This is a genomic window from Corynebacterium glucuronolyticum DSM 44120 (genome assembly GCF_030440595.1).
GTDB classification, from domain to species: Bacteria; Actinomycetota; Actinomycetes; order Mycobacteriales; family Mycobacteriaceae; genus Corynebacterium; species Corynebacterium glucuronolyticum.
Map to the genome: position 1 here is coordinate 2,576,565 of NZ_CP047452.1, position 24,763 is coordinate 2,601,327.

The following is a 24,763-nucleotide window of genomic DNA, read 5'->3' on the forward strand; positions in this document are numbered from 1 at the left end:
GGCTACTTGACGAGCCCCTCGAGGACCTCGGGGACCTGGCCGACGCCGTCGGAATCGCGGAAGTGCTTGGCACCCGGGACAACGGTCGGGGGAACGCCGAGGCCGATGGCGAGCTTATCGGTGAGCTCTGCGGGGACTTCGGGGTCGTCGTCGGAACGAATGACGGTGATGCCGCCGACGTGGTCCTTGATGTTGCCCAGGTCGACGCCGTCGCCGACGAAGTTGTTTAGTACGGGATCGTCGCCAAATGGCTCGTTGAAACCGGAGACCAGGACCATACGGCCGAGCTTCCACTGATCGTCGGAAAGCGAATCGAGGTACTGAAGAGCAGCCTGACAGCCGAGAGAATGACCGACGATCCCAATCTGCTTGGTGACAACGCCGATCTCCAGGGCGATCGTCTCGCGCCACTTCTCCGGATCCGGATTGTCGGGATCCGGCAGCTCAATCGCCTTGAACTTGATGCTTTTCATAATGCCCTGCAGGTTCAGCCACTGGAACCACTTCTTATGCGGCGACGAATGGTAGCCGTGGATCATGAAAACCTGCGTCACAGGCGGGTGGAGGAGGAACGTTTCAATCGACATGGTTTTAAGGGTACCTCAGTGCTGATACTGGCCAGTCAAAATAAGCTCGGCCAACGCGAGGCGCGCCGCACCGTCCGACATCCGTGGCGTCAACGTTTCACAATCGAAAAAGTCCGCTCTCGACATGGTCAGTGGGCGGTACTCGCCTACCAGCACAGCATCCGATGATAGCCGAGCGACGGTTTCCTTGTGCGAGACGCGCGCAGGAAGCGCGGTTGTGCCGGTGGCTGTGTAACCAATAGTCACGGTACCGTCTTGGGGAGAATTATCCCGAAAAGTGTTCTCCGTGACCGCCCAACCCGGTGGAGGATCGGGCGGGAAGAGGCGTGCCGTAAACGGGTGCGCCGCAGCCTCACGGCTTTGCGGAGTCCACACCTGCACCTGCCGCCCCCTTTTTGTGGCATCTGCGACGCTGCTATCCACGGCGAATACGCCTGTCATGTTGTCCGACACCGCCACGTGATCCACGTCCGCGCCACACGGGTTGTAAACGAGCTGCCACTCGCCGTTTTCAGCACGCGCAAGACCGGTACGCCCAGGTATTTCCTCGGTGAGGATCTGTTCCGGCATCAGGCCGTGGTTAAAATACATCGGAATCCCCATCCATACGAACAAGCCGAGCGGATACGCCGAACCGAGCAGCAAAATGAAGAGAAAAGCGATAAGTGGCTTCCGCTTTCGGGGCTTCAAGGGTGCGCTCATAAAAGAATGATACGGCTAGCCCGTCATTTTTTCATGCGCAACAGGGTATTGTGAATGGCTATGACGACGCGAGAGTTTGACCAGTCAGAAAAGCTGAAAAACGTTCTGTACGAGATCCGTGGGCCGGTGGCGGCGGCCGCCGAGAAAATGGAGCTCGACGGGCACCGGATCCTGAAGCTCAACACGGGCAACCCGGCGATTTTCGGCTTCGACGCGCCGGACGTCATCATGCGCGACATGATTGCGGCACTTCCGCATGCACAGGGCTACTCGACGTCGAAAGGTATCCTCCCCGCACGGCGGGCTATCGTCACGCGGTACGAGACGATACCCGGGTTCCCCGACTTCGATGTGGACGACGTGTACATCGGCAACGGAGTCTCCGAGCTCATCACCATGATCACCCAGGCGCTGCTCAACGACGGCGACGAGGTGCTCATCCCCATGCCCGACTACCCGCTGTGGACGGCCGCCACCTCTCTCGCCGGCGGCAAGGCGGTGCATTACCTGTGCGATGAGGACAACGAGTGGATGCCATCCGTGGAGGACATCCGCGCCAAGGTCACCGAAAAGACCAAAGCCATCGTCGTCATCAACCCGAACAACCCGACCGGCGCCGTCTACTCCCGCGACGTGCTGAAAGAGATCGCACAGATCGCGCGCGAAAACGGGTTGCTTATTCTCTCCGACGAAATCTACGACCGGATTCTTTACGACGGTGCCAAGCACATCTCCATCGCCACGCTCGCGCCCGACCTGCTGTGCATCACCCTCAACGGCCTGTCCAAGGCGTACCGCGTCGCCGGCTACCGCGTCGGCTGGATGGTGCTGACCGGCCCGAAGCACCACGCCCGCGGCTTCATCGAAGGCCTCGACCTCCTGGCCAGCACGCGCCTGTGTGCCAACGTGCCCGGGCAATCCGCCATCCAGGTAGCGCTCGGCGGACGGCAGTCCATCTACGAACTGACCGGCGAGGGGGGACGCCTCCTCGAACAGCGCAACACGGCGTACGAAAAACTCACGTCCATCCCCGGTGTCAGCTGCGTCAAGCCGATGGGTGCACTCTACGCGTTCCCGCGCCTCGACCCCGAGGTGTACGAGATCCACGACGACACCAAGATGATGCTCGACCTGCTCCTTCAGGAGAAGATCCTGCTCGTCCAGGGAACCGGCTTCAACTGGCCCACGCCGGACCACTTCCGTGTGGTCACGCTCCCGCACGCGGCAGAACTCGCCGAGGCGATCGAGCGGCTGGGGAACTTCCTGGCGAGCTACAAGCAGTAAGCGATTTTCGCTGGCAGCGCGGACGTGACCCCACACTTCTACAATCCGTAGACGTGCCCCTCAACGCGAACAACAAGAGCTACCGTCTGGCTGACATGAGCATTCAGCCGGACGGTGAGGTTCCATACCCTGATCCGGATGAATCCAAAGACCCCGACACCACCTGCATTGAAAATGCGGAGTTTTGCACAGCTGTGTACGCGAGAACCTGGGAAACCGCAGGTGGCTCAGTCAAGCATTTCGCCATCATGCTAAATGTCACGGCCGGGCATCCTGACTACAAATTTTGCAAGGAAATTAAAGGCGCAGCCCCGAACTTCGCACAAGTAAGACGTACCGACACCTGGCACAGCACGGTACATAGCCATCAGTTTTTCCTCCATTCTTCAGATGAAGAGATTGAGGTTCACCAGCAACTCGCCGGGGGTTCGCGAGAGGAAAGATCTCAGCACACTGTCAGCGGAACTTTCAAAAAATACTACACTGAGATGCTGTACGACCCGTTCGACTATTTGAAGTATTGGAAAGAAGGCAAGCAGTGAACAACGAGCAGAAAAAACGTTATCGCGACACGATGTTCATCGCTCAACGCTTTCTAACTTCTATTGGGCGCGGGAGCAATCGAGCTCGATTCCTGGAAAGCCTTGAGGCAAGTGAGCTACCGGCGATTCTTCCAGCGCTAAGCGATACGCTCGCAGTTCACATTCGCGAAGCGGCTGAGCGCCACTTTGCAAGCGGGGAACCGAAGGTTATCGTCCCCGTTGGCAGGGCTGATGACCAGAAAATTAGCGTGCTTATCCTCTCCCAGGAGCGTAAGCACGGATTCTGGTCTTTGAGCATGAACGATTTGCATAAACACGCTCGTATGGGAGACATTGTCGAAACGCTCGATCCAGACAAGCTGTGGGATATCGAGGAACTTAACGGCACACTCCTCCCCGACTTGGTCTAATTTTTCGCATGCCTAATGGCCCGACGGTGTCGGGTCATTGGGCGGGCTAGGTTGCTAGCCCGGTGGGCTGGGGTCGATGGGGATGCCGAGTTGCATCCGGGCAAGACGCACCGCACCGCCTTGGGCACACGGGTGCATATTCAACTTCAGTGGCCCACCGAAGGCAGGTTTCCAGTATTCCAGGCCATTGATTCTCACCATGTGACCATGCTTCGGTTTATCCAGATCATCATCGTTAATGCCATTGTGGTAGTCACACAACACCATCAGGTTTTCCGACACCGTCTTCCCACCATGCTTCACCGGTTTAATATGGTGAATCTGCGACTTGGATGCGGGTCTGCCGCAGCCGGGCCAGGCACACACCGGGTTACGGGTTGATTGAATAAACCGCTCCAACGGATCCGCACCACGAGAATCCGGCGTCATCTCCACCCGATACACACCAAAATCCTTCGGCCCCAAAGGACTAACAAGAGCAACAAGACGCTCCTCAGCAAGTTTCGCCTTCACAATCTCCGCCCCGGAAATAGTAGAACCGTTAGTCATGGAGAAAACAAACTTCCCCCGCTCCACCTCCGTAACGTGAACATACGGCATCGTAAACGGAATCACCATCAGTGGGATAGCAACAGGGGGAAGCTCCCCATCGTTAGCCGCAAGCGCAAGCTTGATCAAACCATCGGCAGGACACTTCGTGTCCGTTGCTTGTGCCCGGTCAAAAATCTGCTTCACCCGCGACGACTCCGCCGTCAAGGTGAGTGTTGCGAACGTGGAATTCGGGATCGCCCGATACGTCAACTTCTTATCCGGATTATCCGCCCGGGTGTACTCCTGCAGGAGACGCGCGCCCTCCGCGTTAATCGCGGTGATGTCCCGGCCGAAGGGGACAAGGGCCTCACGGATCGTCCACGCGTGCTTCTTCGGGAGCTTCGCCACAAACCGTTCAATAGCTTGAAGCGAGGCGAAGGAGCAGCCGGCAGTGGTGGCTTTCTCGCGTGTACGTTCTTGTTTGCGTGGTGCGCCACAGCGGCCGTAGTAAATGTCGGCGAGTTTCTTAATGGTGTGGGCGGTAGTGGGGTCGTAGCCTGCCCGGACGAGTGCTTTTTTGGACATGCCGAACGCCTCCCCGGCGATCACCATCGCCTGCGAGAGGAACACAGCACAATCCGTTAAAGCGGTCATGGCTTTTAGGATAAACAGCGCTGGGGAGGCCGCAAACGCAGTGCCGTAAAACTGTGGATAACTCAGGCCGGGCCAGAAAAGTTATCCACAACTACATGGCGAAGAAGAACCGGATGACGACAACGGTGATTGCGCCGATGAGAGCGGAGGCGGGGACGGTGATCGCCCAGGCCATGCCGATGGGCTTCATGAGGGACCAGTTGGCGGAGTGGTTGACCACGCCGATGCCGAGGACGGCGCCGATGAGAATGTGCGTCGAGGAGACGGGGAGGCCGAGCATCGAGGCCGCCATGACGACGGCGGCGGCGGACAGCTCGGCGGCGAAGCCACTGGCGGGGTGCATCTTGGTCAGGCCCGTGCCCACGGTGTGGATGACGTTGCGGCCGATGAACCAGAGGCCGGAGATGAGAGCCACGCCGGCGGTGAGCATGAGGAATGGGGGGACCTGGGTTTCGGCGACGATGGCGTTGTAGTGGAGGACGTCGATAACAGCGGCGAAGGGGCCGACGGCGTTGGCGATGTCGTTCGAGCCGTGGGAGAAGGCGAAGGCCGCGGCGGTGAAGACCTGCATCCAGGAGAAGATGATGAAGGTGGCCATGTCCAGGGGCTTGCTGGTCAGCTGCTTGGCAAAGACGTGGACTGCGAACCAGGCGGTCACGCCCACCATGATGAGGACGATGACGGTGGTCATCGGGGTGAGGTCGAGGCCAATGTTCTTTAGGCCTTTGAGGAGCAGCATGGCCGCGATGATGACGGCACCGAGGGCCGCGAGGAACGGGGTGCCGTGGATGAGGGCGCGGTGGGAGTTGATCGACTCTGCGCGCTGGTTGATGCGGTAGAGCTCCTGGTAATAGGAGGATTCGAGGTCTTCTAGGCTGTAGTTTTCGCCGGACATGGTGATCGTGTCGCGGCCCATGGCGGCCGTCTGCTCAGCGCGGTCGGCCTCGCTCATGCGGGAGAGGGCTTCCTTGTTGCGGCGGCGGCAGTCGTTGCGTTCGGCGCGGATCTGGGAGAGTTTTTCTTCCGCCTGGTCGTTGTAGCGGAGGATGGAGCTCTTGATCGTCTTGAAGAGGAAGTAGGCGCACAGGCCGCCGAGCAGCGGGGAGATGAACCAGCTGAGGACGATCTGCCCGATCTCACCCCACTGCACCATCTGCCAGGGGTGGCGGGACGCGCTGGCGACGAAACCCGTGGTGACGGCGGCGCCGACGATGCCGCCGACGATGGAGTGGGTGGTGGATACCGGCCAGCCTTTGAGGGTGGCGAGCAGCAGCCACACGGCGGCCCCCACCAGCGCCGACATCATGATGTAGGCGAAGTCCATGGGGTTCAAGGAGATGCCGTCGAGGTCGACGATGCCGGATTTGACGGTGTCCGTCACCTCCCCGCCGGCGAGCATCGCGCCGCCGATTTCGAAGACAGCGGCGATGAGCAGTGCCTGTTTGAGGGAGAGCGTTCCTGCACCGACGGAGGTACCGAACGAGTTTGCCACGTCATTACCACCGATGTTGAAGGCCATGAAGGAGCCGAACAGGATGGTGAGAATGAGGATGGGAAAGTGGGAGTTGATCCCAACGACTCCGATTGCCCAGAAGGTAAAGGAGATGACTGTTGCGGTAAGCAGAATCGCGAATACGAGATGGAGAACTTTATCTGTTCCCTTCCCTGTTCGCGGCTTTGAGGTGACGGCCATACCTCCTATTGTCACTCACCGCATCCCAAAGCTTTAACTTGCCACCCCTTTTCAGACCAATCAGAGGTACTTAATACGTTGCGGGCATCCAACATGACGCGCCGATTCACCAGTTCACCGGCCTTTTCCGGGTCAAGCTGGCGGAACTCGTCCCACTCTGTAGCAAGTATGGTGAGGTCTGCCCCCGACAACGCATCATTAACGTTTTGTGCGTAGTCGAGCGTGGGGAAAACCCTCGCCGCATTGTCCATGGCCTCTGGGTCGTAGACGGTCACGTTGGCACCCTTGAGGGAGAGGGAACCGGCGACCGAGAGGGCGGGTGAGTCGCGGACATCGTCCGAGTTGGGCTTGAACGCAGCTCCCAGAACGGTGATGTTTTTGCCCAGCAACGAGCCGTCGCAAAGCAACTTGGAGAGCTCAACCACGTGCTCACGGCGACGCATGTTGATGGAGTCCACCTCACGGAGGAACGAGAGGGCTTCCGACGCGCCGAGCTCGCCGGCCCGGGCCATGAAGGCGCGGATGTCTTTGGGCAGGCACCCGCCGCCGAAGCCGAGGCCGGCGCGGAGGAACTTCTTGCCGATGCGGTCGTCGTAGCCGATGGCCTCGGCGAGCCTCACCACATCGGCGCCGGTGACCTCGCAGATCTCGCTGACCGCGTTGATAAAGGAGATTTTGGTGGCGAGGAACGAGTTGGCGGAGACTTTGACCAGCTCCGCGGTGGGCAGGTTGGTGACAATGAGGGGTGTTCCTTGCGAGAGGGGTTGCGCGTAGACCTCGCGGGCCACGTCGATCGCGGGCGAATCGGGCGAGGCGGTGCCAAGCACGATGCGATCCGGGCTGATCGTGTCTGTGACGGCGAAACCCTCGCGGAGGAACTCGGGGTTCCAGACGATCTCCACATGGGTGCCCTCGGGGGCGAGGCGATCGGCGCGGGCCTGCAGGTCGGCGGCGGTGCCGACGGGGACGGTGGATTTGCCGAAGATGATGTGGGCTCCGCGGAGCAAAGGTACAAGCGTGTCGATGGCGGCGTGGACGTAGGTGAGGTCGGCGGCGTAGGAGCCGTGCATTTGCGGGGTGCCGACGCCGAGGAAGTGGACGTGTGCGAAGTCGGCGGCCTCCTCGTAGGAGGTGGTAAACGAGAGACGGCCGGAGGAGACAGTGCGGGTGAGGATCTCCGGGAGCCCCGGCTCGAAAAACGGCACTTGCCCGGAGGCAAGCGCCGCGATTTTGGATTCGTCAACGTCAACGCCACAGACCTCGTGGCCGAGTTCGGCCATGCAGGCGGCGTGCGTCGCACCGAGGTACCCAGTTCCAATCACTGTCATTTTCATGAACACTGAGTGTAGGTGGGTTCGCCCCGGCCCGCTACTGGAAATTCAAATACGCCCGAGAGGGGGTAGGACCGCGCTGCCCCTGGTACTTGCTGCCCAGCTTGCCGGAACCGTAGGGGATCTCCGCCGGGGAGGTCAGGTTGAAGATGGCGAGCTGGCCGACTTTCATGCCCGGCCACAGGGTGATGGGCAGGTTGGAGACGTTGGACAGCTCGAGGGTGATGCAGCCGTCGAAACCCGGATCGATGAAACCGGCGGTGGAGTGCGTGAGCAGCCCCAGGCGGCCGAGCGAGGACTTGCCCTCCAGCCGCGCGGCGATCGTGTTGGAGAGGGTGAAGCGCTCAAGGGTGGAGCCGAGCACGAACTCGCCGGGGTGGAGGACGAACGGGTCGCCTTCGGGGACCTCTACCAGCGTGGTCAGCTCGTCCTGGCGCAGCTTCGGGTCGATGTGGGTGTACTTCGAGTTGTTGAAGACGCGGAAGAAGCTGTCCATGCGGCAGTCCACGCTGGAGGGCTGGACGAGCGCCGGGTCGTACGGGTCGATGCCCAGGGTGCCGTCCTCGATGGCACGTTTAATATCGCGGTCTGAAAGTAGCACGCCTTCAGTGTAGTTGGTGGCTAGAGTGGGGGCATGATGATTCCCCGCAAGGCGTATCCGGCCGCTACCATCCGCGAGTGCGAGGCCCCCCTCCTCGTCGCCCAAGAGTTCGACGATCAGCTCATGCTGGAGGCCGCCGCAGCCGTGGCTCACGTGGCAGAGGCGATGCTGCAGGGGACGGACAAACGGGTGTTGCTCGTGGTGGGGACAGGGGGCAACGGCGGCGACGCGCTGTACGCCGGGCAGATGCTCATCGAGAACGGCGCCGATGTCACGGCCGTCATCCCCGGCACGCCACACACGCGGGCGCTCGAGCAGTTCACCGGCGAGGTGTTCCGCTACCCCGACGATCTCGACCCCGAGTTTGATTTGCTTATCGACGGCGTAGCCGGGCTGGGTGCTGGCCGACCGCTCGCGCCCGAGGTTTACGAGTTGTTCCTCCGCTGCGACTGCCCCGTGCTCGCCGTCGACGTCCCCAGTGGCGTGAACGCCGACACGGGTGAGGCGGCCGACGCGTGCGTCACCGCCGACATCACCGTCACCTTTGGGGGCTTGCGCCTCGCGCACGCGCTGGCGCCGGAGTGCGGCACCGTGTTCGTAGCGGACATCGGCGAGACGATCGACGACGAAGACACGCTTGGGGAGTATCTTGAGTACTCCGGCGAGGAGGAACTGGAAACCTTCCTCGCCGTCAACCCCCACCCCGAGCTGCAGGGCGTGCCAGCGCTCCCGCCGATGCCGCACACCATGGTGCAGCGGTTTGAGCCGCAGATCCACGACAACAAGTACACCAACGGGGTGCTCGCCATCCTGGCGGGCAGCGCCCAGTACCCCGGCGCGGGAATCCTGTGCACGGGGGCGGCACTCAACACGCACTCGGGGCTCACCTATTACGTCGGTGCGGGGGAACCGATACTTCGGCACTATCCGGAAGTGGTGGTGCGGGAGAGCGTCGACAAGCTAAAGAAAGTTGATGCGGCGGTGATTGGGCCGGGGCGCGGCGAGTGTGCAGAGGAGCTGGCGCAGGTGTTGGCGCTGGACGTGCCCGTGGTGGTGGATGCCGACGCGTTGACGGCGCTGGGGTCTTCCGACCTGCTGAAACAGGCGGTGCGGAAGCGGACGGCGACCACGATCCTGACGCCGCACGAGGGCGAGTTCGCCCGGCTCAGCGACGCGACGGGAACCGCGGCGGAACGGGCGCGGGCGCTCGCCGAGGATCTGCGGTGCACCGTGGTGTTGAAGGGGCGGATCACCGCAGTGGCCGAGTGGTCGGACGGCGACGTGTTCGTGGCGACCGTCAACGCCGGCTGCAGCTGGGGCGCCGTGCCCGGATCGGGTGATGTCCTCGCGGGTATCATCGGCGCGTCGCTGGCGGCCGTGCACGCGCAGTACCCCGGCGCGCCACGGGAGCTTTTCACCCCGCTAGGACCTGTGTGCCTGCATGCGTTGGCCGCGTATCTCTCGGCGCGGACACCCGCGGGGCCGGCGCCGACGCGCGCGTCCAAGATCGTCGACGCGATCAGCCTGGCCATTGCGTTGCAGCTCCAGGGGTAGCGACCCCCGAGTTTGGTAGCCGCGTGCGCCGGTGGTAGGCTAAAACGCACTGCTTTGCAGTGCCTGCCGATGTAATTCAATGGTAGAATGTCAGCTTCCCAAGCTGAATACGCGGGTTCGATTCCCGTCATCGGCTCCAAAATTTTTTCTCATCCGGCAGGCCACGCGCCTGTCGGATTTTTCGTTTGCCAGCGGGGATGACCTTCTCATGTCATAATAAAATGTGAGTGAGTAGGAGAAGCGACATGGCACACGATGAAACCGCAGAAGACCTCCTCGATGCCCCGGATCTGGAAGCGTCGGAAGATCACAAAACCCATGTAAAAAAGGAGATGGAGCACACCCGCGACTTCGTGTCCGGCATCTCGCTGGATGACTTGAAAAGTGGCGACTGGTTTCTCAAACTGCTTTCCTTCTCCCTCGCACAGTACGTTCGCGAGGTAAACGGCGATTACTTCCGGAAGAAGTACCCCCACCTGCCGCCCGACGCGATTGTGGATAAGCGGATCGCCCTCGCCGCGAGCTACGCCGCTATCGAGGGCGGGCTCAGCTCCACTGCGTACACGGGGCTCGTTGCAGCCACGATTGGCTCCGGCGGAGCGGCGTCACCACTCGCGCTTCCCGCCGGCGGGGCAAGCTTCGTCGTCGATCTGAGCTACGTGTCCTACCTGCAGCTACGCATGGCCTACGACATTTCCGTCCTCTACGGGATCCCGCTCGACCTGCACGATCCGGAGGACACGATGAAGCTGGTCAGGCTCGCCTTCGGCATCAAGGCCGGGGAGGTTGCCGGCAACGGCGTGACCAAGGGCGTGCCGATGGTTGTGCAGCCTATGGTCAAGAAAATCTTCAGCGGTCCGACGCTCAACGCGCTCAAGTCCCTGCCTGGGGTGGGCAAATACCTGCTTCAGCGAAACATCGTGAAGTTCAGCATCCCCGGCGTGTCCATCCCCTTGTCTTCCGGAGTCAACTTCTGGACGACGAAAGTCGCCGGCCGAAACGCGAAGGCGATGTTGCGCAAGGAGGCGCGCATCATTGAGGCTTCTCGACGTCTCGTTGCCCGCGCCACCGACATCGAGACGTTTCTCCTCACCATGTGGTGGATCATGGGTGCCGACCAGTACGCACGCAACGAGGAATGCCTCTTCCTCCACAACATGACCATTGCGGCGGAACAAGACGACGCCCACGGCGAGGAATACAGCCACTTCCTGGACGGCTTTGAACACCAGGTTGAGCTCGATGAGAGGGACCTGTGGCAGCGGATCAACCGCCTCCCCACAAGCGATGCGCCCACACTTTTCCACGTCGCCATCCTCGCCGCGGTTATCGACGGCAAATGCAGCAAGGTCGAGCTCGGCCGCCTGAAGATCCTCGCCGATGAGCTCGGCCAGGACTATGACGACAAAGTGATCGACGATATCCGCAAGAAGTGGAAGTAGCCATGCCCCCTCACGGAAGTGGGAGGGTGGCGACAAAACCTAAACCGACGGAAGGAGAGTCCGTGAGGCTCATCAGGGCCATCGTCACGTTCCTTGTCAGCATGGCGCTTGTCTTCGGCCTATTCATGCTCGTCAAGTGGGTCACGGGCAGCGCGATGTCGCTTTCTTACTGGGATGTCGCTGCGATCGGCGTGGTTGTCATCGTGCTCGAGGCCGCGAGGGGGATGAGGGATTCGCGGAAGCGCGGGACTTAGAGCGGCACGACGAGGAGAAACAGGTCGCGTGCGTTGATAATACGGGCGTGCTTCATTGGGTTTTCTCTGGACGATACGCGTAGGTCTAAAGAACTAGGTCTGGACCTTTCGTTCCTTGCGAGGTACGAAAGTGTCACAAAGTGTGAACGAATGACCCCGTTTTGGCGTTGAGGAGTTCCCTACCCGGTCGTAACTTAATGCGTATGTTCACAAAAGTAGCGACGACAGTAGCAGCAGCAGCGCTCACCATCGGTGCGATCGCACCGGCTGGTGCTGTGCCAGCGATGCCGCAGGGCTACCCGATTAGCAACCTGTACACCACGTGTACGCAGGCCAAGGACCCCGAGTGGCACTACGGGGAAACGGCGCGTCGCTACCTTAACGATGGCACGCTCCAGTTCACGAACCGGACTAACCAAACCGTCCCCTACACGGCGACGGTGGAGACCGGCACGAACCACGAGATCTCCGCGAACTCCGCCGCCAAGCTGCCCAACGGGTGGAAGACGACGGCGAAGTCCGATATCGGCCTGAAGATGAATAACGGCTGGGTCGAGGGTGAGACCGTGGGGCCGATCGACCTCAAGCCGGGCGAATCCCTGCGCGTGGAGTACGGCACCGTGGAGAAGGACTTCATCTCCATGTTCGTCACCTGCGACAACGGCATCGTCCGCAACGCGCCGGGGGCCAACGTCATCCGTGGCACCGGCCCCGCTGAGCGCTACGCCTTTGCCTACGTCGTGCGTGCCGACGGTTCCATTTCCGATCTGGCGTTGGAGATCCCGTCGCGCTCCCCCGGCGCGAACAGCAGGCCGGTGGGTGACACCTACACCAGCGTGTCGGGGCCGAGCCTGGAGAAGGTAGCAGACCCGAAGCAGGACCATATCGTTGAGCCTGCGGAACCGTTGCAGAAGGGTGACGACTGGCCGTCGACAAGCGAAAAATGCGAGGGCGACAAGGCGTGGTACCCACTCGATATCACCGCCGTCGCGCCGACGTTTAGGAAGCCCGGGTACAGCCAAGACTTCCTCAACTGGTCCAAGGGTGACTACGAATACCACCCCATCACCGATAACGTCGTCGGCGCTGAGCACAACCCGTACACGAACTGGCTGGGCAACAACAACCACGTGCCCGACGGCTGGCTCCACTCCGTCGGCGCCGTTCAGCGGGCATACATGCCCGTCGGAACCAAGCTCAAGCCCGTGGAACTGCGCCCCGGTGAGCGTGTGCGCGTGGAATACGGAACCACGATGACCAGGATCAACTACCGCGAGATGCACTGCGGCAAAGACGGCACCTACTCCCTTGTGTCGAACTACCCGCAGACATCCGCACCCAGCGGATTTTGGGCAGAGGCGACCGTCACCTCCCCCGACGGAAGCACACGCGTGGAAGATATCACACCCGATACCTACGCGACACTGCCCGTGCCGACCCAGACCAACAATTAGAACAAGGAGAAAACAATGTCCATCCGCACCATCGCAGCGCTCGCCACTGCCGCCACCCTCGCCCTCGCCCCCGCCGCCCAGGCACTGCCCTCCCGCGACTTCGGCGTGGCCAACCCCACCACCATCGGTGAGGCCTGCTCCAACCCCGGCGACCGGGGCCAAACCGTCAACATCACCCGCACCTACTTCGACGGCTCCGCCGGCAGCTGGACCATCTCTAACTTCAACGACGAGCCCCTGCCCGTCACCCGCACCGTCGAAGAGACCAAGACCAAGACGTGGAACGTCTCCGCCGGCATCGACTTCCCGATCCTCGACCTCATCCACTTCACCTTCTCCTCCAGCTACACCGACTCGCAAAGCTACACCGTCGGCGAGCAGATCGGACCGTACAACGTCCAGCCCGGCAAGACCGCCGTCCTGCGCGCCGGCTGGGTCGTCTCCGACTTCACCGGCCAGCACACCGTCTGCGGCTCCGACCACACCTGGCACGGCGAGGGCGACACCTTCCACGCCACCCTGCCCAAGGAGCGCCACGTGCAGATCTCCACGCGCGACAACGGCAAGCAGGAGTTCTAAATGCGCCGCCTAGCGATTGCTGCTGCCGTGGTGGCGGTGGGATTGTCGGGCACCGGCGTGGCTGGGGCGGCTGATACGCTCGAGTTTGAGCTCCCCAGCAGGTGGAACACCGACTACACCCCCGGCTCGCACTGCGCGACACCCGGCGCGAACGGCACCTACGTGGAGGCCACTCGCCACTGGTTCAAGCAGACCGACGCCGCCAGCGTGGCCAACTTCAACGACGAACCCATCCCCGTCACGCACACCGTGACGCAGAAGCGGACGCAGACGACCGAGGTCTCCGCCTCCGCCAAGGACAAGGGTGAACTTGCGAAGTTCGTGTCCAACGCGTTCGGCTTCACCTACGTCAACCAGATCTACTGGAAGTTCAAGCAGGTTGTCGGCCCGTACATGCTGCCCCCGCAGACGCAGGGCCGACTGGTGTGGGGCTTCAGCATGCTCGACACCGACAACCAGGACGTCACCTGCGGCGAGGATCAAACCTGGCACGCCGTTGGTGCGCCGTACACCGCCTCGTTCCCCGAGGCCAAGTACTCGGAACTGCGGATCGACGAGCCCGATTTCGAGGTGGATTAGGGGCTCGGGCGACTAGGCATAGGGAAGCCTTGTGTGCCTAGGCCTTGGCAGGCCTGAGTTTCAGAAGCTGGTCAGTTCGAATAGTTTTGTGGCCCATCTTCGGATGGGCCCTCGCTCTATCTTCCCGGATGGGCCACACTGTGGCCTACTGGGGCTGTCGAGGGCGAATCCTATGGGCAGACTCTCCCCCATGTCGAGCGAACTAGTACTGTAATGAACAAAGACGGTGAGGCTCTCACGAAAGTGAAGCGTTAGCCATGAGAACAAGAAGGTCTATAGGACGAGACGCGCCTGTGGGCCTTTTACTTTTCATTGATTAGGTCACTCCTTCAACATCCACGGTATAATGCTGGTTCCTGACGCCCAATGGTCAGGCGGTTTCAGTTTTCACCCCTCTCTTCTTCCATCAGGGACAGCCTCCACCCGTGCGAAAAGCACCTGAAAGATACCACCGGCTGCGCGACTCATTTGGCCATCATTTCTCCTGTTCAACACCACCATCCGAGATTTTCAGGACGTTTTATCCGAGATTTTCAAGCAGCATTTAGAATATTTGTTCTACTACTGCGACAGTTATGCTTTCCCGCCCTGTTAGCCTTAACCCATGTTCGAACCCGAAACCGTCGATGGCTACTTTGCCGCTCATATTAATGAGATTGCTGCTGGTTACAACAAGATCAAGCCGTTTTTTGACCTCATCGATAACGCCATTATCCGCGCGCAGTTTCTATCTCCGTTCAACGCGCTCATGGTGGAAATTATGAGACCCGGTTCCTCTTTCGCTATGACGGAGTCGGAGTGGGCAAAGCACGGGCGTCGGAAGGTCCCCTTCAGCCCGCCTCTGCTTGTACTCAAGGCCTTTGGCCCGGTCATGCCTGTGTACGAATACAGCGATACCGAGCCCATCGAGGATTACGAAGGAGAAGTTTTGGATGTCACGCCAAGCTTCGACTTTGTTACCGCGACGGAGGATCCCAGTCGACACATCGCGGCACTTCTTTCCCATGCCCACTACGTGAGTATCGACGTGAATGGCGTGGATATGGGGACAAACCTTGGTGGCGATACAAGAAGACTGGATCGGGGCACCCGGATTGTGCAAAGGCAAAGGAGCGAGTGGCATTTCAAACTCAACTTTCTGGTCAGGTATGACAGGAATGCGCAGCCGGCATCCATGTTTCACACGCTCGTCCACGAGTACGCCCACGTTCTTCTTGGACACCTGGGGCCACTCAGCGATAGGAAGCCACGAAATCAATGGGACAAGCAGGCTCGTGATCGCGCGAGCATACCAAACGGGGTGTGCGAAATTGAGGCCGAAACCGTTGCATACCTCGTCGATAAACACGTGGGTGTCAAAGGAAACGGGAAGGAATATCTGGAGCCTTACCTCCGACAACTGGAGAAAGAGGGCAAGAACTGGCTGGATGATTTCAGCATCACGCGAGTGGAAACGGCGGTGAAAGACATCGTGGATCTGCTCGGGCCGGAGTCGAAGATTCACAAACCAGATGGAATCTGGTCCAGTCATCCTCTTGGCACCGGAGGAGGGACCGCGCCAATGGCACAGCCCCCATCAGAGGCGACGCTTTTCCAGAGCGCGTGCACCAGGTTGTTTAGCAGAGTTCGTTGATAGTGGTGAGGATCGCACGCGCTGCTTTTTCAAAGGCTTCGGGTTCCAGCAGTAGCGACAGGCTCACAAAACCGGGTACACGCATGTCGAAGAAGTAGCCGGGCTGGACGGTGATGCCCGCATCGCGGATGAGGGTGAGGACGAGCTCCTCCTCGTCGATGACATCGGGAAAGCGCAGGAGCACGTTCCAGCCACCTTCCGGCGGGTAGACGGTGGTGACGCCGGTGGACAGGCGCTGCATAGTGGCGAGGTTGGTGGCCGTGCGGGCACGGACGCGTGCTTGCTGGGCGGGGATCGCCTCGAGCATCTGGGGCAGGTGATCGAGGATGAGGTCACTCATGGGGAGGTAGGAGTCCGCGATGATGTCGAGGCGTCGCTGGGCCTCCCGGACATCGTCTGCGGGGCCGGAGACCTCGATCCAGCTGAACTTGGCATACGGAGCGGCGAGATTCTTGGACATCCCGTCGAGGGCGAAGGTGAGGGCGCGGTCCTCGCCGGCGATGCGGTGGCGGGGAGTGTCGGTGAGCGGGAAGTCGAAGAACACCTCGTCGGCGATAAGCGGCAAGCCGAGGGAGGTGAAGTGGCTTATTTCGTCGCTGGTGAGGTAAGAGCCTGTCGGGTTGTTCGGGTTGATGAGCACGATCGCTCGCGTACGTGGCGTGGGGGCGATCGAGGAGGCGTCGACAAGCCACGAGCCAGCCCACTCGAGACGGTACGGAAGCATGGCGACCGACTCGAGCGCCGCCAGCGACTCCACGAGAGGGTAGCCGGGGCGGGGGGCCAGGAGCGCGTCGCCCGGGTCGCACAGCAGCTTGGTGAGCCACGCGTACGCCTGCGACGACGAACTGACCAGGTAGAGGCGGTCGGGGTCGACGGGACGATTATCGCGCGCGGAGACGAATTCCGCGAGGAGTTCGCGGGCGCGGCTGTCGCCCCGGGGGTCAGCGGTGTAGACGCGCGGCGCGAGCCCGTGGTGGGTGGGGTTCGAGTCGGAGGCGTCTAGCGGGTGGTTTTCCCGGGCTGCGCTGGTGATGCGGTTGGGTTCTTGCGCGGAGAGGCGGCGGGAGAAACGCACTTAGCGCACTCGCCTCCCGTGAGCGAGATCGATGAGGTGACGAAGGACATCGCCACCCGAGGAACGCAGGCCACTGTGCTCGTGCTCGCTGGTCACGTACGTCTTGACGCCGGGCAGGAGCTTCGCGGTTTCCAGCGAGAACTCGAGGGGCACGTAGCAATCGTTGACGTAGACGGCGGCGGCACCGGTGGCACCGGAATTGCGCAGCGCCTCGGCGTCGTAGATTGACGGCCACTCGACCTGGGCGACCTTGTCCACGACCTCCTTCCAGGGCTTAAACGCCGGGACAGTGTCCGCCCACTCGCGGCGCACGTGCTCGCCGGTGAGGAGCGTGGGGTCGTCCTTCCACGCGTCCGGCAGGGTGCGCTCGGCGGACCAGTTGGTGACGAAGCCGTCGGAGTAGCTCGACTCGTGGATGATGTAATACAGCGGGTTGCGGCCGCCGAACGGCAGGGCGTGCGCGAGATCGTAGGCGAACGCGTTGGTTTCCGGATCGAGTTCCAGCAGGTCATGGAGGACAATCCAGCCGTTGTCCGCGCCCAGGAGGTGGCCGAGGGAGCGGATGCGCGACGGGGAGACGACCTCGCCAGTGGGGAGTTTTATCTCTTGGTCCTCGGCGCGTTTTACCAGGTCCCGGACCTTGTCGCGGTGCGCGGGGAAGCGGCGGTAGTAGGCCTCGGTGTAGGCGCGGACCTTCTCGTAGCACAGCGCGTAGACGTCGTCGGGGTGGTGGCCGACGGCGGAGAGTCCGCCAGTGAAGTACGCGTTGTCGATGCTGTCTGGGAATACAGACAAATACGCAAGCGTGGTGAAGCCGCCGAAGGATTGGCCGAGGGTATTCCACGTTTTTGCGCCGAGGTGCTCGCGGAAAGCCTCGGCATCCTTGACGATGGAATCGGCGCGCAGGTGGGTGCAGTATTCCGCCAGGTAGTCGGCACCTTTGGGGAGGTCTTTATCGCCGATGGGCGTGGACTTTCCGGTTCCACGCTGGTCAAGCATGACGACGCGGTAGTGCTCAAGCGCCACGTCGAGCCAGTCCGGGTTCGTCGGCGAATGGGTCACGCGCGGGGCCTCGGAACCGGGCCCACCCTGCAGGAACGTGAGGTAGGGCAGGTCCTCGCCGCCGGGGCGCGTGACGACGGAGGCGAAGATGTCGATCGTCCGTTTATCGTCGGGATCGTCCCAGTTCAGCGGCACGTTCAGGGTGTGGTCGTCGATGCGGAGGTCCGCGATGTAGCGTGTTGTCGTCATAGTTACCTAGCCTACGCTTGTCGACGGGGGTAGCCGGGGGTTACGGTCACCACCTATCTCCCCCTCTCTGAACTGCAGTTATAACGTATTGACACTTGCTTTTCTAGGTGCTACCAGCGGGGATCGGCATCAGTTTTGCAATTCTTCGCGCAGGCGTAGGATTCCGCACCATGCGCAAGTATGGTTTCGCCTCCGGCGCGGCTATGGTAGCTGCGCTCGGTGTCGTCTTTGGCGACATTGGCACAAGCCCCCTGTACACACTGCAATCCGTATTTTCCCTAGAAGATGGTGCCATCGCACCAACACAAGCAAACATTTATGGCATCGTGTCCACCATCGTGTGGGCGCTCATCATCATCGTCACCGTCAAATACGTGCGCTTCGTCATGAGCGCAGACAACGGCGGTGAGGGTGGCATCCTTGCCCTGACAGAGCTCGTCTACCGCTCCGTCTCCCAGCACAAACCGTGGGCGCTCGCGCTCGGGATCGTCGGCGCGAGCCTGTTCTACGGCGATTCCGTCATCACGCCCGCAGTCTCCGTCATGAGCGCGGTTGAGGGCATCGGGATCGTCGATCCGCAGCTCTCCCGCCTCGTCGTGCCGGTCGGCGCGGCGATCCTCATCGTCCTGTTTGTGGCCCAACGCTACGGGACTGCCGTGGTGGCGAAGGCCTTCGGGCCGGTCATGGTCGTGTGGTTTGGGCTGCTCGCGTTTTTGGGCATCGTGCAGATCGCCGCGCATCCCGGGGTGCTGCGGGCGCTATCCCCCACGTACGCGGTGGGGTTCATCGTCGGCGCGCCGGGCCTCGCGTTTTTGGCCTTCGGCTCGATCGTGCTGGCGGTCACCGGCGCCGAGGCGCTCTACGCGGATATCGGCCACTTTGGGCGAACCCCGATTAGGCGCGCGTGGGTGTACCTTGTGCTCCCCGCCCTCGTCCTGAACTACCTGGGGCAGGCCGGCATGCTCGTCGACCACCCGGAGCGCATAACCAACCCCTTCTTCCTCATGGTTCCCAGCTGGGCGACGGTGCCCCTCGTCTGCGTGGCCACCCTGGCCACAGTGATCGCCGCCCAGGCCGTCATCACCGGCGCGTTTTCAGTGTCCAAGCAGGCACAATCGGTGGGACTCCTGCCGCGCCTGGCGATCCGGCAGACGTCCAACAAAGAACGTGGCCAGATCTACATTCCGGCAGTGAACTGGTTGCTCTTCGCTGGGGTGATGGTTCTGCTCGTCGTGTTCCAATCGTCGGCAAGGCTAGCGACAGCCTACGGCCTGGCCGTGACAGGGACCTTCCTCATGACAACCTCACTGTTTACCTGGTACGCGGCGACGGTGAGGCACTGGAAACCGTGGCGCGTGGTGGCCTTTGCCACAGGCTTCGGCGTGATCGAGATTGCCCTGTTCAGCGCCAACGCTGTCAAGCTGTTCCTCGGCGGGTGGATCCCACTCACCATCGGTGTCACCATCATCTTCACCATGCTGACGTGGCGGCACGGCATGCGGATGCTCATCGCCCGACGCAAGGAAATCACGATCGGGTGGGGGGACGTGCACGCGCCCGTCACCGTACCCGGCACCGCCATCTACCTGCACCTCAACCACGACACCCCGCCGAGCGCCCTGGAAACCAATGTGCGGTTCAACCACTGCCTGCATGAACACAACATCATCGTGCGCGTGGTCACCTCCAGCTGGCCGCGGGTGCTTCGCTCGCAGCGGGTCACCGTGGATAAGGTGATAGGCGACGGGCACATCACGTTTGTCACGCTCACCTACGGTTTCTTCGAAACCCCCGACGTGCCGGAGGCCCTGCCCTTGCTGCGGCGCGCGGGTGTGGCCGTGGATGACAAGCCGTTCTACTTCACCGGGCGGATGATGCTGGTGAACGGGCCGAACACGGAAATGACGCGGTTGCGGAAGAAGGTATTCGCGTTCCTGTACCGCACGCAGGCGCAGCCGGTAAGCTATTTTCGGCTCCCCGCCACGCGCACCGTCAACTACACCTCGAGGCTCATTTTGTAATGCTGAAAAAGGTCACGGCCGTATTGGTCTTGCTCTGTGTGGCGCTCATGGGCACCCTGTCACCAGTTAGTGTGTTCATGCGGACGTGGCCGGTGTTGTTGTTTTTGCTCATTATGACGGCCGTATCCGCGGTGCTTGACCAGCACGGCGTGTTCGACGGTGTGGCCGCGTGGCTCGTGCGCCGGACCGACGGTCGACCAGCTCTCGCCTTCGGATTCTTGTGCTTTGTTGTCACAACGATATTGAGCCTGGACACCACAATCGTGCTGCTCACGCCCGTGGCGCTGACGCTTGCGAAACGCGGGCGGGTGTCCGCACTGCCGTACCTCTTCATCACCGTGTGGGTGGCCAACACCGGCAGCCTGCTCTTGCCCGTGTCGAATCTGACCAACCTATTGGCGCAGCAGGAGGCGGGCCTCACGGCGATAGAGTTCATGGCCGTGATGGCGCTCCCCCAACTGTTCGTGCTGGTTGTGGTGGCGCTCGTGTTCGTGCTGTTTTTCAGAAAACAGGTTGTTCCGGTTAGTGCATTTACGGCCCCACCCGTGCGGTTCACACCGTATGCGCTGGCCATCGGCGCGTTCACCGTGGCGATCCTTCTCGGCGTGGCCCCGTGGATCGCGGCTGCTGGGTTATTAGCGATTCTCTTGGCAATCCGCCCCGTGCCGTTTGTGAGGGCGCTCCCCTGGACGATGGCGTTGTTTGCGCTGGCGCTGTTCATCCTCATGGACGGGATATCCATGGATGTCCTCGCCCCACTGATCGAACTGCCGCCGTTTACACAACAGGTGGCGTTTGCGGCGGCGGGTGCGGGGCTCGCAAACCTGACCAATAATCTCCCCGCCTACCTGGCGCTAGAGACCATGGCGCCGACCGTCCCCCTGCTCATTGGCGTGAACGCGGGTCCGCTCATCACGCCGTGGGCATCCCTTGCCAACCTGCTGTGGATGACGCTCGCCGCCGCGAAGGGCGTGCGGATTCCACTCCGCTTGTTTATCGCATCAGGTCTCGTGCTCGTCCCGCTGGTTATTGTTGCGGGGTGTTTAGGGCTTCAAGTGCTGGGTTAACCGTTCCCTTTACTTTTTGCAGCAGATTTCACGGAAACCCCATTAATTTCAGGGGTTTGGGACGAATCTGCTGCAAAAAGTGAAGCGCTACTCGAACTCGATGTTGTTGAGGGCGGAGTTCACCGTGCCGACGAGCACGCCGAGGGCGGTGACGGGCATGGCGAGGATACCAAGGCCGATGCCCCAGGCCGGGGAATCGTCGCCCTCGGTGTAGCGGGCAAGCTCGGCAAGGGTGGCCAGGGAGAACGCCTGGAGGCCCAGGGTCTGAGCAGACAGGGAGGCATCGATGGACTTGTGGCGGTAGGCCTCGACAAGCGTGAAGGCGGTGAAGCCGAGGGTGACAAGGACGGGCACGGCGGCGGCGGGGCGCGCGGCTGTCAGACGATCCGGTCGCAGGTCGAAGCCCCAATGCGTGGGGAGTTTTCCGTCGCGCATGCCGACGAAGTGGCCGACGACGGCGATGAGGCCGGCTCCGGCAAGGGGTGCGTAGGTTAGTGCCTTGGAGACGGGGGCTGGGATGTGTTCTTGCAGGTCCGGGAGGGAATCGTCGGGGCGGATAAGGCCTGCCTTGACGGCGAGCTTACCGAGGTTCAAATCCCAGCCGACGCCGACGCGGCGCGGGACGAGCCAGTTCGGGTTTTCTGGGTCGAAGGCGGAGAAGCGGGTCATGATTAATCCTTTCCTACCAGCGCGGATACGCTGGCGCTGAAGCGTTGCCATTGGGAGGTGAGGTCGGTGAGGTGGTTTTTGCCGGAGGTAGTGACGGTGTAAATCTTCCGCGGGGGGCCGGAGGGTGACGGCTCCCAGGAAGTATCGACGTAGCCGGCCTTTTTCACGCGGGAAAGCAGCGGGTAGAGCGTGCCCTCGCTAACATCGAGATCTTTTGCAGCGAGACGCTCGAGAAGCTCGCCGCCGTAGGAGGGCTGTTTGGCGAGGAGAGTGAGAACGACCATCTCTAGCACCCCCTTGCGCAGTTGGGAATCCATACAGTCCTTTCAGTAGCTTGCTTTACATGGTACCTCGGTTAGCGATGTACTGCAAGTGCGGGGGTCCGCGCGACGCTATACAGTGCTTCTTGCACCGCCAGCAAAGGAGCACGCAATGCACACCATCAAATGGGGCTGGGCCATCCCCCTCCTCCTCGCCGCCATGATCTTCATGGGTGCCAGCAAAGCCGCAGAAAGCACCCTCACCGCCAGAATCGTCTTCTTCGTCGGCACCTTATGCTTCGTCGTCGGCTGGCACATCTTTCGCGGTGACTACCCCGGAAACTGGGAGGATGAGGAAGAGCCGCGGCGATAGTTTCGGTTACGGCGGGAACGTCAACGCCGGGGCATTGAACCCCACGCGCAGCTCAAGAAGCAGCGCATAGCGAAAACCGAGGGGGCTACTTTTTATGGGATGCCCCGTCATAGCCGTCGAGCTGCTCAATGATATGGGGAATCAGATCCCCAATGACACCGACCGTGTCCTTCACCCCACCACGGGAACCAGGTGCGTTGACGATCAGGGCGTTTCCACTGGTGCCCACCAACCCGCGGGACAAGCTCGCCTGCGGAGTCTTTTCCAACCCGGCAAGAAGAATCTGCACCTCAACCCCTCTTAGTTCTTTCTCGATGAACGGCTGAGTAGCTTCCGGCGTCAGGTCACGAGCACTCACACCTGTTCCGCCCGTGGTGAATATGAGGCGGTGCCCCGCGTCGAGGGCTTCACTGATGGCAGACCCCACAGTGTCAATCCCATCCTTGACCACAATCGGCGCATCACATTCCACGCCATATTTTCGCAGCAGCTCTACAGCAAGGGGTCCCGACTTATCTTTTCGCTCACCGCGCGAGGTCCGATCTGACACGGTGATTACAACTCCGGTGATTCCCATACCTTCATCTCCAATCAGCATCGGCATTGCGCTCCGCAACCATTGCCCGAAAGACAACGTTGGTGGATACCCACCCGCATCCGCCCTACCAACTTTTCTCTGTGAACGTGAAATTCTTGGAAGGTAACCCTAATTAGTTTCCCCCTTAAACCACCTTGAGCTTGGGTTATTTGACCTCGGCAAACGGCGATTCCAAATTTCATTATGTTATGTGAAACAATGATACCGCGAGGAGTTAATCTAGGTAATTCCGTACTAAATAATGTAAGCACAATCACATCGCTCCGGGAGGAAAAATGGCCGAAACTAACTCACTGGATACATCCCAGCGAGTACTACATGGATGGGATCCGGAAGACCCAGCCACATGGGATTCCAAGATAGCCTGGCGAACTCTCATCATCTCCACGATTTCTTTAACTATCGGCTTCTGCGTGTGGTACCTCGTCTCGGCCATCGCACCGAAGCTCAACGAAATCGGATTTGATCTGTCAGCCACTCAGCTCTACTGGCTCGCAGCAGTTCCCGGACTATCCGGCGGCGTTGTGCGCCTCATTTATATGTTCCTCCCACCGATCATCGGAACGCGGAAGATGGTGGGATTCACCTCTTTACTCTTCCTCATTCCTATGCTTGGCTGGTTCTTCGCAGTGCAGGATCCAACCACACCGTATTGGTGGCTCATCGTCCTTGCCCTCATGACGGGCATCGGTGGCGGATGCTTCTCCGGCTACATGCCGTCTACTGGATACTTCTTCCCCAAGGCAAAATCCGGTACAGCCCTTGGCTTGCAGGCAGGACTGGGCAACTTCGGTGTCTCCCTCATTCAGTTCCTCGGCCCATGGATCATGGGATTCGGCCTCTTCGGACTCGGGATGATTGCTCCCCAACGCACCGCTACCGGGGAACTGCTGTGGGTGCACAACGTTGGAATCTTCTTCGTTCCGTGGACAATCGTCATCGCCATTGTCGCCTTTATCTACCTCAAGGATGTTCCCGTACAGGCAAACATCAAGCAGCAGATGGATATCTTTGGCAACATCAACACGTGGGTGCTGACCGTTGTATACATCATGACCTTCGGTGCGTTTGCCGGATTTGCCGCACAGTTCGGGCTGCTGGTGAACAACACCTTCGGCCCGCAGAGTGAATTCGCATCGAGCGTGGATCCGGCAACCCTCCCGAAGGGTGCAAGCTTCGCCTTCCTCGCACCACTCATCGGCGCTGGTGTCCGTGCACTGTGGGGTCCACTATGCGACAAGTTCGGCGGTGCGATCTGGACATTCATCGGCGGCGTAGGCATGACGATCTCGACGGCGGTGGCAGCCATCTTCCTCAAGCCGGATTCACCGAGCGACTTCTGGCCGTTCCTCATTGCGATGCTGACCATGTTCTTCTTCACCGGCCTCGGCAATGCTGGCACGTTCAAACAAATGCCGATGGTTCTGCCTAAGCGCCAGTCCGGTGGCGTTATCGGGTGGACCTCTGCCATCGCGTCGTTCAGTCCGTTCATCGTCGGTGTGTTGCTGACCATGATGCACCCGGCGACGTTCTTCTGGGGCTGCGTCGTGTTCTTTGCCATCGCAACCACGTTGACCTGGATCTTCTACGCGCGCCCAGGTGCCCCATACCCGGGCTAA

General features: G+C 61.0%; 25 protein-coding genes and 1 tRNA gene. 15 read left to right on the plus strand and 11 right to left on the minus strand.

The window, feature by feature from the left end; genetic code table 11:
* Positions 1-2: 2 nt before the first annotated feature.
* The gene (locus CGLUCO_RS11720) at positions 3-587 is read right to left on the minus strand and encodes an RBBP9/YdeN family alpha/beta hydrolase (protein ID WP_084037098.1); all 585 of its coding nucleotides are present in this window, start codon (positions 585-587) and stop codon (positions 3-5) included.
* Between the two features lie 15 nt (positions 588-602).
* Positions 603-1,289 (minus strand): hypothetical protein, encoded by a 687-nt coding sequence (locus CGLUCO_RS11725; RefSeq protein WP_084037100.1) that lies wholly within the window; start codon positions 1,287-1,289, stop codon positions 603-605.
* 54 nt (positions 1,290-1,343) lie between these two features.
* Between CGLUCO_RS11725 and CGLUCO_RS11730 the strand changes: the two genes are divergently transcribed.
* Genes CGLUCO_RS11730 through CGLUCO_RS11740 form a run of 3 tightly spaced genes read left to right on the plus strand, consistent with a single transcriptional unit; the run spans position 1,344 to position 3,525 of the window.
* Positions 1,344-2,573, plus strand: coding sequence for a pyridoxal phosphate-dependent aminotransferase (locus CGLUCO_RS11730; protein ID WP_084037102.1), 1,230 nt, complete (start codon positions 1,344-1,346; stop codon positions 2,571-2,573).
* A gap of 53 nt (positions 2,574-2,626) precedes the next feature.
* Complete coding sequence (locus tag CGLUCO_RS11735) at positions 2,627-3,115, plus strand: hypothetical protein (RefSeq protein WP_005393431.1); 489 nt, start codon at positions 2,627-2,629, stop codon at positions 3,113-3,115.
* A complete protein-coding gene (locus tag CGLUCO_RS11740) occupies positions 3,112-3,525 on the plus strand; it encodes a hypothetical protein (protein ID WP_005388432.1) in 414 nt (137 codons plus the stop codon). The genes CGLUCO_RS11735 and CGLUCO_RS11740 overlap by 4 nt, the downstream gene beginning before the upstream one ends.
* Positions 3,526-3,579: 54 nt before the next feature.
* Here the strand turns inward: CGLUCO_RS11740 and CGLUCO_RS11745 are convergent, their stop codons facing one another.
* The 4 genes from CGLUCO_RS11745 to dcd all read right to left on the minus strand — a co-directional run bounded on the left by CGLUCO_RS11745 (position 3,580) and on the right by dcd (position 8,335).
* Positions 3,580-4,710, minus strand: coding sequence for an HNH endonuclease signature motif containing protein (locus tag CGLUCO_RS11745; RefSeq protein ID WP_198481466.1), 1,131 nt, complete (start codon positions 4,708-4,710; stop codon positions 3,580-3,582).
* A 91-nt stretch (positions 4,711-4,801) separates the two neighbouring features.
* Complete coding sequence (locus tag CGLUCO_RS11750; protein WP_084037106.1) at positions 4,802-6,403, minus strand: inorganic phosphate transporter; 1,602 nt, start codon at positions 6,401-6,403, stop codon at positions 4,802-4,804.
* 11 nt (positions 6,404-6,414) lie between these two features.
* Entirely contained in the window at positions 6,415-7,737 is a 1,323-nt protein-coding gene (locus tag CGLUCO_RS11755) for a UDP-glucose dehydrogenase family protein (RefSeq protein ID WP_084037180.1), read from the minus strand.
* Between the two features lie 34 nt (positions 7,738-7,771).
* Complete coding sequence (dcd, locus tag CGLUCO_RS11760; protein WP_005388416.1) at positions 7,772-8,335, minus strand: dCTP deaminase; 564 nt, start codon at positions 8,333-8,335, stop codon at positions 7,772-7,774.
* A 33-nt stretch (positions 8,336-8,368) separates the two neighbouring features.
* Between dcd and CGLUCO_RS11765 the strand changes: the two genes are divergently transcribed.
* From CGLUCO_RS11765 to CGLUCO_RS11800, 8 genes are all read left to right on the plus strand, one after another.
* Entirely contained in the window at positions 8,369-9,889 is a 1,521-nt protein-coding gene (locus CGLUCO_RS11765; RefSeq protein ID WP_084037108.1) for a bifunctional ADP-dependent NAD(P)H-hydrate dehydratase/NAD(P)H-hydrate epimerase, read from the plus strand.
* Positions 9,890-9,954: 65 nt separating this feature from the next.
* Positions 9,955-10,028, plus strand: a tRNA-Gly gene (locus tag CGLUCO_RS11770).
* Between the two features lie 106 nt (positions 10,029-10,134).
* Positions 10,135-11,331, plus strand: a complete 1,197-nt coding sequence (locus CGLUCO_RS11775) for a hypothetical protein (protein ID WP_084037110.1) — start codon at positions 10,135-10,137, stop codon at positions 11,329-11,331.
* Between the two features lie 62 nt (positions 11,332-11,393).
* Complete coding sequence (locus CGLUCO_RS11780) at positions 11,394-11,585, plus strand: hypothetical protein (RefSeq protein WP_040428702.1); 192 nt, start codon at positions 11,394-11,396, stop codon at positions 11,583-11,585.
* Positions 11,586-11,788: 203 nt separating this feature from the next.
* Entirely contained in the window at positions 11,789-13,039 is a 1,251-nt protein-coding gene (locus CGLUCO_RS11785) for a hypothetical protein (protein ID WP_084037112.1), read from the plus strand.
* A gap of 15 nt (positions 13,040-13,054) precedes the next feature.
* Positions 13,055-13,618, plus strand: coding sequence for a hypothetical protein (locus CGLUCO_RS11790; RefSeq protein ID WP_084037114.1), 564 nt, complete (start codon positions 13,055-13,057; stop codon positions 13,616-13,618).
* Positions 13,619-14,197 carry a hypothetical protein gene (locus CGLUCO_RS11795; protein WP_084037116.1) on the plus strand — a complete coding sequence of 193 codons (579 nt, stop codon included), beginning with the start codon at positions 13,619-13,621 and terminating at the stop codon, positions 14,195-14,197.
* A 604-nt stretch (positions 14,198-14,801) separates the two neighbouring features.
* A complete protein-coding gene (locus CGLUCO_RS11800; protein ID WP_084037118.1) occupies positions 14,802-15,830 on the plus strand; it encodes a hypothetical protein in 1,029 nt (342 codons plus the stop codon).
* Here CGLUCO_RS11800 and CGLUCO_RS11805 read toward each other — a convergent pair.
* Positions 15,814-16,905, minus strand: a complete 1,092-nt coding sequence (locus CGLUCO_RS11805) for a pyridoxal phosphate-dependent aminotransferase (RefSeq protein WP_084037120.1) — start codon at positions 16,903-16,905, stop codon at positions 15,814-15,816. The two genes, CGLUCO_RS11800 and CGLUCO_RS11805, sit on opposite strands and share 17 nt — an antisense overlap.
* Complete coding sequence (locus CGLUCO_RS11810) at positions 16,906-18,156, minus strand: alpha/beta fold hydrolase (RefSeq protein WP_005388386.1); 1,251 nt, start codon at positions 18,154-18,156, stop codon at positions 16,906-16,908.
* Positions 18,157-18,326: 170 nt separating this feature from the next.
* Here CGLUCO_RS11810 and CGLUCO_RS11815 point away from each other — a divergent pair, with 170 nt between their 5' ends.
* Together CGLUCO_RS11815 and CGLUCO_RS11820 are read left to right on the plus strand one after the other, a co-directional pair.
* Entirely contained in the window at positions 18,327-20,177 is a 1,851-nt protein-coding gene (locus CGLUCO_RS11815; RefSeq protein WP_232621962.1) for a potassium transporter Kup, read from the plus strand.
* A complete protein-coding gene (locus tag CGLUCO_RS11820) occupies positions 20,177-21,244 on the plus strand; it encodes an ArsB/NhaD family transporter (RefSeq protein ID WP_005388382.1) in 1,068 nt (355 codons plus the stop codon). The genes CGLUCO_RS11815 and CGLUCO_RS11820 overlap by 1 nt, the downstream gene beginning before the upstream one ends.
* 87 nt (positions 21,245-21,331) lie before the next feature.
* On the opposite strand, the gene CGLUCO_RS11825 is transcribed toward CGLUCO_RS11820, so the two are convergent.
* The gene (locus tag CGLUCO_RS11825) at positions 21,332-21,913 is read right to left on the minus strand and encodes a DUF5808 domain-containing protein (protein WP_198481465.1); all 582 of its coding nucleotides are present in this window, start codon (positions 21,911-21,913) and stop codon (positions 21,332-21,334) included.
* A gap of 2 nt (positions 21,914-21,915) precedes the next feature.
* Positions 21,916-22,230, minus strand: a complete 315-nt coding sequence (locus CGLUCO_RS11830; RefSeq protein WP_070740553.1) for a PadR family transcriptional regulator — start codon at positions 22,228-22,230, stop codon at positions 21,916-21,918.
* A 115-nt stretch (positions 22,231-22,345) separates the two neighbouring features.
* On the opposite strand from CGLUCO_RS11830, the gene CGLUCO_RS11835 reads away from it, so the two are divergent.
* Positions 22,346-22,546 carry a hypothetical protein gene (locus CGLUCO_RS11835; RefSeq protein ID WP_084037124.1) on the plus strand — a complete coding sequence of 67 codons (201 nt, stop codon included), beginning with the start codon at positions 22,346-22,348 and terminating at the stop codon, positions 22,544-22,546.
* An 85-nt stretch (positions 22,547-22,631) separates the two neighbouring features.
* On the opposite strand, the gene CGLUCO_RS11840 is transcribed toward CGLUCO_RS11835, so the two are convergent.
* Positions 22,632-23,123, minus strand: coding sequence for a MogA/MoaB family molybdenum cofactor biosynthesis protein (locus CGLUCO_RS11840; RefSeq protein WP_084037184.1), 492 nt, complete (start codon positions 23,121-23,123; stop codon positions 22,632-22,634).
* Between the two features lie 296 nt (positions 23,124-23,419).
* On the opposite strand from CGLUCO_RS11840, the gene CGLUCO_RS11845 reads away from it, so the two are divergent.
* Positions 23,420-24,763, plus strand: a complete 1,344-nt coding sequence (locus tag CGLUCO_RS11845; RefSeq protein WP_084037126.1) for a nitrate/nitrite transporter — start codon at positions 23,420-23,422, stop codon at positions 24,761-24,763.

Bases quoted from the DNA above. Each gene is read 5' to 3' on its own strand.
- CGLUCO_RS11720 (WP_084037098.1), bottom strand. From the start codon at position 587: ATGTCGATTGAAACGTTCCTCCTCCACCCGCCTGTGACGCAGGTTTTC.
- CGLUCO_RS11725 (WP_084037100.1), bottom strand. From the start codon at position 1,289: ATGAGCGCACCCTTGAAGCCCCGAAAGCGGAAGCCACTTATCGCTTTT.
- CGLUCO_RS11730 (WP_084037102.1), top strand. From the start codon at position 1,344: ATGGCTATGACGACGCGAGAGTTTGACCAGTCAGAAAAGCTGAAAAAC.
- CGLUCO_RS11745 (WP_198481466.1), bottom strand. From the start codon at position 4,710: ATGACCGCTTTAACGGATTGTGCTGTGTTCCTCTCGCAGGCGATGGTG.
- CGLUCO_RS11750 (WP_084037106.1), bottom strand. From the start codon at position 6,403: ATGGCCGTCACCTCAAAGCCGCGAACAGGGAAGGGAACAGATAAAGTT.
- CGLUCO_RS11755 (WP_084037180.1), bottom strand. From the start codon at position 7,737: ATGAAAATGACAGTGATTGGAACTGGGTACCTCGGTGCGACGCACGCC.
- CGLUCO_RS11765 (WP_084037108.1), top strand. From the start codon at position 8,369: ATGATGATTCCCCGCAAGGCGTATCCGGCCGCTACCATCCGCGAGTGC.
- CGLUCO_RS11775 (WP_084037110.1), top strand. From the start codon at position 10,135: ATGGCACACGATGAAACCGCAGAAGACCTCCTCGATGCCCCGGATCTG.
- CGLUCO_RS11785 (WP_084037112.1), top strand. From the start codon at position 11,789: ATGTTCACAAAAGTAGCGACGACAGTAGCAGCAGCAGCGCTCACCATC.
- CGLUCO_RS11790 (WP_084037114.1), top strand. From the start codon at position 13,055: ATGTCCATCCGCACCATCGCAGCGCTCGCCACTGCCGCCACCCTCGCC.
- CGLUCO_RS11795 (WP_084037116.1), top strand. From the start codon at position 13,619: ATGCGCCGCCTAGCGATTGCTGCTGCCGTGGTGGCGGTGGGATTGTCG.
- CGLUCO_RS11800 (WP_084037118.1), top strand. From the start codon at position 14,802: ATGTTCGAACCCGAAACCGTCGATGGCTACTTTGCCGCTCATATTAAT.
- CGLUCO_RS11810 (WP_005388386.1), bottom strand. From the start codon at position 18,156: ATGACGACAACACGCTACATCGCGGACCTCCGCATCGACGACCACACC.
- CGLUCO_RS11815 (WP_232621962.1), top strand. From the start codon at position 18,327: ATGCGCAAGTATGGTTTCGCCTCCGGCGCGGCTATGGTAGCTGCGCTC.
- CGLUCO_RS11820 (WP_005388382.1), top strand. From the start codon at position 20,177: ATGCTGAAAAAGGTCACGGCCGTATTGGTCTTGCTCTGTGTGGCGCTC.
- CGLUCO_RS11825 (WP_198481465.1), bottom strand. From the start codon at position 21,913: ATGACCCGCTTCTCCGCCTTCGACCCAGAAAACCCGAACTGGCTCGTC.
- CGLUCO_RS11830 (WP_070740553.1), bottom strand. From the start codon at position 22,230: ATGGATTCCCAACTGCGCAAGGGGGTGCTAGAGATGGTCGTTCTCACT.
- CGLUCO_RS11835 (WP_084037124.1), top strand. From the start codon at position 22,346: ATGCACACCATCAAATGGGGCTGGGCCATCCCCCTCCTCCTCGCCGCC.
- CGLUCO_RS11840 (WP_084037184.1), bottom strand. From the start codon at position 23,123: ATGGGAATCACCGGAGTTGTAATCACCGTGTCAGATCGGACCTCGCGC.
- CGLUCO_RS11845 (WP_084037126.1), top strand. From the start codon at position 23,420: ATGGCCGAAACTAACTCACTGGATACATCCCAGCGAGTACTACATGGA.